General features: G+C 38.3%; 7 protein-coding genes. All 7 read left to right on the plus strand.

The window, feature by feature from the left end; genetic code table 11:
* The first annotated feature begins 10 nt into the window (after positions 1 to 10).
* On the plus strand, positions 11 to 1,564 hold the full coding sequence (locus PASHI_RS06425; RefSeq protein WP_062564963.1) for a class I SAM-dependent DNA methyltransferase: 1,554 nt from the start codon (positions 11 to 13) through the stop codon (positions 1,562 to 1,564).
* On the plus strand, positions 1,561 to 2,757 hold the full coding sequence (locus PASHI_RS06430; protein WP_062564964.1) for a restriction endonuclease subunit S: 1,197 nt from the start codon (positions 1,561 to 1,563) through the stop codon (positions 2,755 to 2,757). The genes PASHI_RS06425 and PASHI_RS06430 overlap by 4 nt, the downstream gene beginning before the upstream one ends.
* A 42-nt stretch (positions 2,758 to 2,799) precedes the next feature.
* Positions 2,800 to 4,584 (plus strand): AAA family ATPase, encoded by a 1,785-nt coding sequence (locus PASHI_RS06435; RefSeq protein WP_062564965.1) that lies wholly within the window; start codon positions 2,800 to 2,802, stop codon positions 4,582 to 4,584.
* Complete coding sequence (locus tag PASHI_RS06440) at positions 4,584 to 5,501, plus strand: hypothetical protein (protein ID WP_062564966.1); 918 nt, start codon at positions 4,584 to 4,586, stop codon at positions 5,499 to 5,501. Before PASHI_RS06435 ends, PASHI_RS06440 begins: the two co-directional genes overlap by 1 nt.
* A 16-nt stretch (positions 5,502 to 5,517) precedes the next feature.
* Positions 5,518 to 7,428, plus strand: a complete 1,911-nt coding sequence (locus tag PASHI_RS22205) for an McrB family protein (protein ID WP_062564967.1) — start codon at positions 5,518 to 5,520, stop codon at positions 7,426 to 7,428.
* 3 nt (positions 7,429 to 7,431) lie between these two features.
* A complete protein-coding gene (locus tag PASHI_RS06450) occupies positions 7,432 to 8,781 on the plus strand; it encodes an McrC family protein (RefSeq protein WP_082710876.1) in 1,350 nt (449 codons plus the stop codon).
* A 116-nt stretch (positions 8,782 to 8,897) separates the two neighbouring features.
* On the plus strand, positions 8,898 to 10,163 hold the full coding sequence (locus tag PASHI_RS06455) for a DUF2130 domain-containing protein (protein WP_062564968.1): 1,266 nt from the start codon (positions 8,898 to 8,900) through the stop codon (positions 10,161 to 10,163).
* Positions 10,164 to 10,400 lie beyond the last annotated feature (237 nt).

Consider the following 10,400-nt stretch of genomic DNA (forward strand, 5'->3'; position numbering starts at 1 on the left):
AGAGAACATTATGATCACTGGTAAATTAAAAAGCGATATTGATAAGTTATGGGAAGAGTTCTGGACGGGCGGTATCGCTAACCCTCTGACCGTTATCGAACAAATCACTTTTTTAATGTATGCCCGTTTGCTCGACTTACATGAGCAGCGCGATGAAAAACGCCAAAAGCTAAGAGGCGGAGAGTTCAAGCGCCGCTTTAGTGACGACCAACAACATATTCGTTGGCACCGTTTTATACATCAAGATAAAGACAGCATGTTAAAAGTGGTGCGTGATGAGGTTTTTCCTCATTTCAAAAGCACTTCGGGTGAAGGTTCATTGTTTGCTGAGTTTATGAAAGATGCACAATGCATGATCCAAAAACCAACGTTAATGGAATCCGCGGTTGAGATGATCAACAAATTGCCATTGGAAGACAGCGATACCAAAGGTGATTTATATGAATATCTTCTAAGCAAGCTAACAACAGCAGGCATTAATGGTCAGTTTAGAACACCGCGCCATATCATTCGCGCCATGATCGAAATGCTAGACCCAACTCATGAAGATCGCATTATCGACCCTAGCTGTGGTACTGCCGGGTTCTTAACGGTGGCATATGAGTACTTAATGGAGAAATATACCTCTCCTGAAGGTATTCATACTGAAACAGTAGTGAATGAAAAAGGCGAAGAGCAAAAGGTAAATATCTTTAGTGGTGATTTACTGGTTGAACATCGTGATCATGTCAATACCGATATGTTTCATGGCTTCGATTTTGATACCACCATGTTACGTATCGCCGCCATGAACTTAGTAATGCATGGTGTGACAGAGCCAGATATTCATTACCAAGACACATTAAGTGGCAGCTTTACAGAGCGTTTCCCAACGCAAAGTAAAGACTCTTATACCATATGCGCAGCCAACCCACCGTTCAAAGGCTCATTAGATGAAGAAGACGTAGACCCTGCAATATTGCGTATGGTGAAAACCAAAAAGACAGAGCTATTGTTTGTTGCCCAAATTCTTCGGTTACTGAAAAATGGTGGTAAAGCCGCGATTATCGTGCCTGATGGTGTGCTATTTGGGTCATCAAATGCGCATCAACAATTACGTAAACACATAGTTGAAAATAATGAACTTCAAGGTGTTGTTTCATTACCATCTGGCGTATTTAAACCATACGCTGGGGTATCTACCGCTGTTCTTTTTATTACCAAAGGCTCTCAAACAGACCATGTTTGGTTTTACGACTTACAAGCAGATGGATTCTCATTAGATGATAAGCGCACTCCGATTAAAGATAACGACCTGCCTGATTTAGTAGCCAAGTTTAAAGCCCGTGATAAGTCGGAAGCTGACTCAGAATTAAATGATCGTGTTGTAAGAGATAACAAGAAATATTTCTGGGTCAGTAAAAAGGAAATCGCAGAACAAAAATATGATTTAACAGTAAATCGTTACAAAAAAGATGATTATAAAGAAGAAATTTTTGAAGACCCTAAGGTCATTTTAAATTCATTAGTGAAACTTGAAAAAGAAATTTTAGCGGACTTGCAAGATTTGGAGGCAATGTTGTGAGTTGGCCTTTAGTTGAGATTGGTAAACTTGTTAGTAAAGTTCAAACTTGGAACCCAACAAAATCTGAAAATACCGATTCATTTAATTATGTTGATTTAAGTTCGGTTGATAAAGCTAACAAGGTTATAGATAGCGCATTAGTACCAAAGGTTTTGCCAAGTGAAGCTCCTAGTAGGGCTAGACAATTAATTTGCCATAATGACGTAATAGTGGCTACCGTAAGACCGAACCTCAATGGGGTTGCACTAGTGCCTAAACAATTACATGGCTCAACTGCATCAACAGGTTATTGTGTTTTGAGACCAATACCTGAAAAGTTATGCGCCAAGTATTTGTTTTATTGGGTACAAACTAGCTCTTTTGTTTCAGATATGATGTCTAAGGCAACAGGGGCGAATTACCCGGCAGTTTCGGATAAGACTGTTAAAGGTAATAAAATTCCACTACCACCACTTGATGAGCAAAAACGAATCGCTGCGATTTTAGATAAAGCCGACAGCGTGCGCCGCAAACGCCAACAAGCCATAGAACTCGCCGACGACTTCCTCCGCAGCGTATTCCTAAATATGTTTGGTGACCCTGTTGCTAACCCCAAATGTTGGGAGTTGAGATCAATGAAAGATCTAATTCACATCCAAGGTGGTTATGCGTTTAAAAGTGGTGACTTTGAGGAAACTGGAGTTCCAGTAGTCAAGATTGGCAATGCTAACAAGGTTGGTTTTACGACAAAAGGTATAGCGTTTATAAATCCTAAGAATCCTGAAAAGTTAAAGCAGTATGAACTGCAAGCTGGCGACTTACTTATGAGCTTAACTGGGACGGTAGGTAAGGATGATTATGCAAATGTTACAGAAGTGACTGACGAATACGAAAAATACTACCTTAATCAGCGCGTGGCAAAAATCAAGGTTGTTGAGAACTCTTTAACAAAAAACTATCTGAAGTACTTTCTTGGCGAACCAAGAATTAAAGCAGAGATAACTAAAAATAATAGAGGTGTGAGACAAGCCAATATTAGTAACGCAGATATTTATGACTTAAACATGCCTTTGCCACCAAGAGAATTGTTAGAAAAATTTGATTTAATCTTGAGCCAGATTCAAAAGATGCAGCGAAAAACAAGCATAGTACCTAGAATCAACGAAGAGTTTTTTAGTTCATTGAGTCAAAAAGCATTTTCTGGTGAATTATGAATTTAACAAGGATGTGAGTTTTTAGCTCTACAACATAAAAATATGAAAATCACAAAATTATCATTAACCAATTTTAAGTCATTTAAACAAGAGCAAACTATAGATTTCGCGCCTGTAACTTTATTATTTGGTCCTAATAGTGTCGGCAAAAGCTCGGTATTGATGGCACTATTCTATCTTCAGCAAATTTTGGACAAAGGGCAATGTGACCCTCAACGAATAGAAGCATTAGGCAGTAAGTTAGTTGGTGGTTTTAAAAACCTTGTTCATCGCAGGAACTTAAAAGAATCCATAACAATACGAATAGAGTATGACAAAGGAAATCGAGTCGGAAATAGCTATGATTTCTTAGCAGATCTACTTGAAGAAGATGAGCTTGATGTTCGTATTAGCAGCCCAGTCATTGATGTTGAAAAGGTAACATTAGAGTTTGTTATCTCATGGGCAGAACAACATCAAACGGCCTATGTCTCAAATTATAAAGTGTGGTTTGATGGTGTTGAGATTGCCGAAGTTTCTTCTGATGCGGGATTAAAGCAACCACAAATAACCAGCTTAAATTATTTGCACCCTCTGCTCTTGCCAGAAGATCATGATGATTGGTTGATTGATTGTTTTGATAGTGACTTGCCAATTCATAATGGGCTTTATGACAAAATTTTAGACTTAAAGGGTATTTACAATCCTACTCATAGAGAAATTGCTCAAGGTGCAGATGTTCCGTTTGATGGAGATGACGAACCTAAAGTATTCACTGACGATTGTTTTGTTTCTGACTTTCATGAAGCGATTAATGATGAACGTGATATTCGGAACAAATATGAGAGTGCTGACAACTTAATAGTAGTTGAAGGCGAAACTTTAATTCACGTACCTATTGGCATAGAAGGTATATCAGGTGCATTACCACCATTAGGAAGAAAGCTTAAATCATCACTAAGCTTGGATAACGAAAAACAAAATGAAGTGTTTGTTGAGCTACTTAGCGACATTCTTGTAGCTCCATTAGATAACCTTAAAAAGCTGTTAAATGACAGCCTGTGTATTGGTCCATTAAGAGGAATACCTGATTCCTTACATCAACCGAACCCATATGTAGAACAAAAAGATTGGCATGACGGTTTGGCAGCGTGGGACGTATTAGCTAGAGGTGATAGCGAGCTAATTACCTCAGTAGATCAGTGGATCTCTCAAGATAACAAATTAGCTTTGGGTTACGGCTTAGCTCATAAAGTTGAGCAACACTTTGAAGAATTAGCCAGAGAACATCCTACAGGTGCATTGCATCATGCAGAAATGAAGCTCGAAGAATTAATATCTGAATATGCTAATTTTTCCGCGGCAGTACCACCTGATTATTTTCCTGAATCGAAATACTCATATACGTTATACGATTTAAATAATGATATGCCCGTCACTCCTAGTGATATAGGTGTAGGTATTTCTCAATTAATGCCGTTGGTAGTCGCAGCCCTAAGCAGAAATAAAGGGGTTATTGCTTGTGAGCAACCTGAATTACATGTTCATCCTCGAATACAAGTCGCCATTGGTGATTTACTAACACAAACCGGGCGAGCAACTAACTTCTTAATAGAAACACACAGTGAACATTTAATACTTCGCTTGAGAAAACGTGTAAGGCAAACAACTGATGAAGAGTTACCTGAAGGATTTAAGCCAGTTGATAAAGATGATATTTCAATTGTTTACTTTGAACCATCTGACGAAGGTGTTATCGCCCGACGAATCAAACTAGATGAAGACGGTGAATTTACATCTAAATGGCCTCAAGGCTTCTTCTCTGAACGTAGAGAGGAGTATTTATAATGTTGGTGGAACACTTAGTTGAGCCGGAATTTTTAACTGAGGTTGTTACGTCCCGTCGGAATTTCAACGACTTCCTTAGAGAGTTTTCAAGACAATCACCTAGAGTTGTTGGTAAGTTACAAAAGTTTAGTAAGTTCAGAAGAAAAACGCTTCAGGTGCAGGGCGAAGAAGTAAATGAAGATCAGCAAACTATGTTGATTGAATTACTTCAGTTTATTGAAGAGACTTGTTTAGTTAATAGGAACTCTGGAATAGATGGAAATCTTAGCTTTCTCGAAAATTGCATAAACGCGCATCAGCAATCACCCTCGCATGTTTTTTGTTTAAATGAACCAGCAGGTCAAGCTGTGAGGGGCATTGATTTTATTTATTCTGCTGATTTGAACGATGGTATTCGATCTCTTCCTAATCAAAGATTAGTGCAAAAAAGCTTGGATGAAATGGTGCAAGCAACGGCCGATTTTCTAAGGCTATCCTCTCGAATTACCTTTGTAGATCCATATTTTAGTCATCGCCCCGCTATGTTAAACCCGATGGTTAAATTTATAGAGCTTTGCGGTGCTAACTCACCCGTCGAAAGTAAAGAAATTACTATATTGCTAAAAGACCGTGCAGATGTACCTTCGATTCAGTTTTTGATGAATGCAATAACCACACATATCGACTTTAATTCAACAGGTATTGCTTCATTAACGTTAACTTCATTGATAGAAAGAGATAACGGTGAAGCTTTGCACAACAGGTACATCATTAGTGAGCTTGGTGCATTACATTGGGGAATAGGGTTGGATGAGCGTAATTCAGAAGTAAATGATGATGTGGTTATGCTTAACGATGAAATATTTAGCAAACGCTCAGAACAATACTGTGAGCTTAAGGCTTTTGATGTTAAAGAGTCAGTGACACTAAAGTTTTAAAATATGGATTTAATACATGGATTTTTTCATTAAAGAACATTTTGATTTACTTAATAAGTGGCAAGGTAAAAAAAGTAATCCTCAAAAGATAGAACAAAAACAAGATTACCCGCAATTAAAAGATGCATACGCTATAACTGAGCGGTGGGCTAAAGCATTACAGAAAAAAATGTTCCCATCTGGAACGGTAAAAATTAGAAAAAGCCCAATTAATCAAGGTGGTAACTTTTTCTCTTACAACTGGGCCAAAATATACCCATTTAAAGACTCCCCAGAATACTTGGCATATACGGTAGGCATAGATACGGATTGTTTTACTGTCAAAATTGATACGGTTAACGCTAAAAAAGGTCTTAGAGAAAAATATCTAGCTATTCGTGGAGAAGACTACGCAGGTTCTGGGATCGTGAGTACTCTTCCTTCAAACGAAGGTTTACAAAAATTTAGCTCGATATCTGAATTAGTGGATTGGAGTGAAGCTGAAATATATAAGTTTTCATTGGGCTATGATGAGGTGGCGCAAATTCTTGAACAGTCAAAACAGGTAAAAGAGCCTAAGGCAGAGTATTCAATGGATGATGCCCCGACTTCCCTTAACACCATATTATATGGCCCACCGGGTACGGGAAAAACATACCACACTGTTGAGGCTGCTGTTAAAGCTGCGGAGCCTAGTTTCCAAGCAAGTTCAAGAAAAGAGCTGAAGGCAAAGTATGACTCATTGGTAGAAGAAAAACGAGTTCGATTTGTTACGTTTCATCAAAGTTATGGTTACGAAGAATTTGTTGAGGGCTTGAAAGCAAATTCAAATAACGGAGAAATTTCTTATGATGTTGAACCCGGTATATTTAAGCAAATTTGTGAAGATGCTCGCCAAGGGGTTGAGCCAGATAATGATCCTCTAGAACAAGCAATAGAGCTGTTTAAAGCCGAATTAGAAGAAACCTCTACTATTACGCTAAAGACACTTCGTGGAAATGATTTTGATGTGCAATATCATGGCAACACTACGTTTAGAGTGTTCCCAGAAGCAACTTCACACGAAGATTTAGGAAGGGGATACCCTGTTTCAATTGATAACATACGAAAGTTATATCGCGGGTTAAGTGTTAAGAAAATTTATAATTCATCGTATGTTAAATCGATCCTTAACCATATTAAAAAAACATATAACGTAAATGATTTTGAAGCGCCGAAACAAGGTGAAGCTAAAAACTTTGTACTTGTAATTGATGAAATAAATAGGGGTAACATTTCAAAAATATTTGGTGAATTGATTACCCTAATAGAGGAATCGAAAAGGTCTGGAGAGAAGCAAGACGAAGCATTAGAAGTTGTTTTGCCAAATTCAGGTGAAGCGTTTAGTGTTCCAGAAAACTTGTATCTAATCGGAACTATGAATACGGCGGATCGCTCATTAGCAATGATGGACACTGCGCTTCGTCGCCGCTTTGATTTTGTCGAAATGATGCCTAGACCTGAGTTGTTTAATGAGGTGTCAATTAACGGTATAGATTTGGAAGCACTACTTAGCAAGATGAATCAGCGCATTGAAGTACTTTACGACAGAGAGCATACACTTGGTCATGCTTTTTTCATCCCTGTTAAAGATTTAGTAGGCAAACAGGACTTAGCATTTGGAACTCTAAAGTCAGTATTTAAAAACAAAATAATTCCATTGCTAGAAGAGTACTTTTTTGAGGACTGGAATAAAATACGATTAGTACTTGGTGATAACCAAAAAGTCGAAGAGCTGCAATTTGTAAGAGAAGAAAAACAATCGTTTGATAGCTTGTTTGGCAATAACCACGGTTTGAATAATTATCAACAAGAAGAAAAAAGCTATACGCTTTTGCCTTTTGATAATGATGTGTGGAATAAGCCGGAAGCATACATAGGCATTTATAAAGCACAAAAAGAAGATTAAGCAGTGAAAAGGATTCAAGCTGCAATAACAGTATTTGAATTTGGCTATTTAGGTGTTGGCGAAAAAGCAAAGCATTCGAAACGCATAAGTAGAATCAGTCAATCATCATTCGCTTACTTGAAGCAACTTTGCCTATGTGACGAATCTGAAAGCCGATTTCTGACTTTAAAGAGTATAGATAATACCGAGGTACTCCAACTCCAGAACTATGCCGGGGTGCTGTTTACGCCAGATGGCACTCAAATTGAAGTTTTGCCTAAGATCGGTCGAAAGCTGGGTGGCGAAGACGGTCAAGCTAGAGCACGTAATTCATTGCTGAATATGTTGGCAACACTAGGCTCCTTCCGTCATATTAGTACCAATAGTGCCAATTTATCTAAGTCTAGAATGCCACTACTTGAAGTATTTATTAGTCAATTCCTTGATTCAGTGAACGTACTGATTAAAAAGGGGCTACGAAGTGATTATATTGGATGTGAAAACAACCTCTCTTTTTTGAAGGGAAAATTGCTAGTAAGTAAGCAGTTGAAAAAGAACTCAATTAATAAACATAAATTTTATGTTGAACATGATGAGTTTGTACTTGATAGACCAGTTAATAGGTTAATTCACTTAGCATTAACTAAAGTCTCAACTTATTCTTCTAGTGCTGCAAACCAAAAATTAGCTAAAGAACTTTTATTTGCTTTTACAGGTATCCCTTTAAGCACAAATGTTAAAAATGATTTGTCTGCCGTTAAGTTAGATCGGGGGATGAATTATTATAAAGAACCCTTTGACTGGGCTAAGTTAATTCTCGAAGGATTTTCTCCCTTGACGATGACGGGCAGCAGTTATGCGTCATCGTTATTATTTCCACTAGAAACTGTTTTCGAAAGCTATGTAGCTTCAATTTTAGCAACGCAGATACCTAAAAATATGACTCTTGAGACTCAAGCAAAAGCTGAATCGCTAGTGTCATTCAATAAACGAAAATTTTTTCGTTTACAACCAGACCTCCTCATTACAGAAAGTAGAAAGAGAATTGTAGTATTAGATACAAAATGGAAATTAATCGACAGTAGAAAAGACAATGGCACTGATAAATTTGGGTTGTCACAGAGCGATTTGTATCAAATGTTTGCTTACGGGCACAAATACTTATCTGGTTATGGAGAACTGTTCTTGATCTATCCCAGTCATGATGACTTCATTGAACCCATTGAATTCCCATTCGCATACAGTAATGAATTAAAACTATGGATAATTCCTTTTGATGTTTCAGATAATGTTGATGATAACAAAAGGCTTATATTTCCCTCCAATAGCACTTTTCAAACATCAACAAGGGTAAATAAATTCACCAAAATGTAATCATTATTACATTTGTTTTTGTTTTTTTTAGATAAAATCCATATAAAACAATAAGATAAATTTTGGCATCAAGATTGTAATAGTTGGCATGTGTTTAACTATTGTGAGATTTTGCCATGAACTCAAAAATCATTCTTAACGCCGAAGACCAAATTGCTTGTCCGCACTGTAACAGTGAATTCCCAATCAAGGAGGCTGTTGCGAAACACCTGATTGAAAAACACGAAGATGAATATCAGCAACTGCTCAGTAAAGAGCTGGTTAGTCTTCAAGAGCAAGCCGCAAAAGATGCTGAAAAGTCTATTGCGAAAACGTTCAAGAAGCAGATTGAAACGCTTCAAGAGCAGCTTGCTGAAAGCCAAGACAGCGCGAAATCATTGCAAGCAAGAATTGCTGAAGAGAAGAAAAAGGCGGAGGACAAGATCCGGGAGTCGGTCAAACTTGAGCATGATGCTTTGGAAGAGTCTTTGAAATCCAAAGAAGAGCAATTGGCAAAATTCCGTGAGCAAGAACTTGCATTGCGCAAAGCTAAAACTGAGCTTGAAGATAAGCAAAAGGATATGGAGCTTGAGTTGGCTCGTCGTATTGAAAGTGAAAAGGAGTCGCTGCGTGCGTCCATTGGTGATGAGTTCAGGCTTAAAGAAGCTGAACTTCGAAAGAAAATCGATGATGCGTCAAAGGCTAATGAAGATCTAAAGCGCAAGTTGGAACAGGGATCACAGCAACTTCAGGGAGAAGTGTTAGAGCTTGAACTAGAGCATGAACTTGCTCAGGCGTATCCGTTAGACGATATCGACCCTGTTGGAAAAGGCACTCGTGGTGCGGACGTCATTCAAACGGTTCGATTAAGAACTGGTACGGTTTGCGGAAAGATTGTTTGGGAGACTAAACGTGCTGAGAATTGGTCAAACAACTGGATCACTAAGCTTAAGGCCGACATGCAAGAAGTCGGTGGTGATATCGCGGTATTGGTCTCTACGGCGTTCCCAGCGGGAGTTGAAGAGCCAATGGTAATGAAAGATGGCGTTTGGTTAGTTAAACCTGCGTTAGCCAAGGGGCTATCAGAAGCCCTAAGAACGGTATTAACCGAAGCTCAGCGCCAAAAAGCGGTGAGCGTAGGCAAAAATGAGCAAATGGAAGCGCTCTATGACTACATCTGTAGTACGCAGTTTGTGCAGCGTATTAAGGCAGTAGTCGATCACCAAGAGCAAATGCGCTTGGAGCTGGATAAGGAAAAATCAGCGATGCAGCGGATCTGGAAGAAACGCGAAGGGCAAATTGGCGGCATTACTAATCAAATGATGGCGATTTGCGGGGAATTGCAAGGACTGTCGCACGGAAGCATGCCTTTATTAGATGACATCGCCCTGTTAGGCGACTGATTAAGGAAATTGGGAAGACCTCCAATGTAGCTGGAGGTCTCATTTTGTAGCTCAAAACACAGTTAATAATGAAATTTTTGCAAAAAAATTGAAATTTCTTAACTTGATGAAAATTAAGAAAGTGTCAATTTTTGACGTGTTTGTTGGAAATCGTTAGTTAGTTATACATATTTGTATAATAAGTATTTTTAATTGACTGATATCTAATGAATTGTCTTTCAATCAACTCCTTTATAA

Origin of the sequence: Pseudoalteromonas shioyasakiensis (assembly GCF_001550135.1) — a bacterium.
Lineage (GTDB): Bacteria > Pseudomonadota > Gammaproteobacteria > Enterobacterales > Alteromonadaceae > Pseudoalteromonas > Pseudoalteromonas shioyasakiensis.

Bases quoted from the DNA above. Each gene is read 5' to 3' on its own strand.
- PASHI_RS06425 (WP_062564963.1), top strand. From the start codon at position 11: ATGATCACTGGTAAATTAAAAAGCGATATTGATAAGTTATGGGAAGAG.
- PASHI_RS06435 (WP_062564965.1), top strand. From the start codon at position 2,800: ATGAAAATCACAAAATTATCATTAACCAATTTTAAGTCATTTAAACAA.
- PASHI_RS06440 (WP_062564966.1), top strand. From the start codon at position 4,584: ATGTTGGTGGAACACTTAGTTGAGCCGGAATTTTTAACTGAGGTTGTT.
- PASHI_RS22205 (WP_062564967.1), top strand. From the start codon at position 5,518: ATGGATTTTTTCATTAAAGAACATTTTGATTTACTTAATAAGTGGCAA.
- PASHI_RS06455 (WP_062564968.1), top strand. From the start codon at position 8,898: ATGAACTCAAAAATCATTCTTAACGCCGAAGACCAAATTGCTTGTCCG.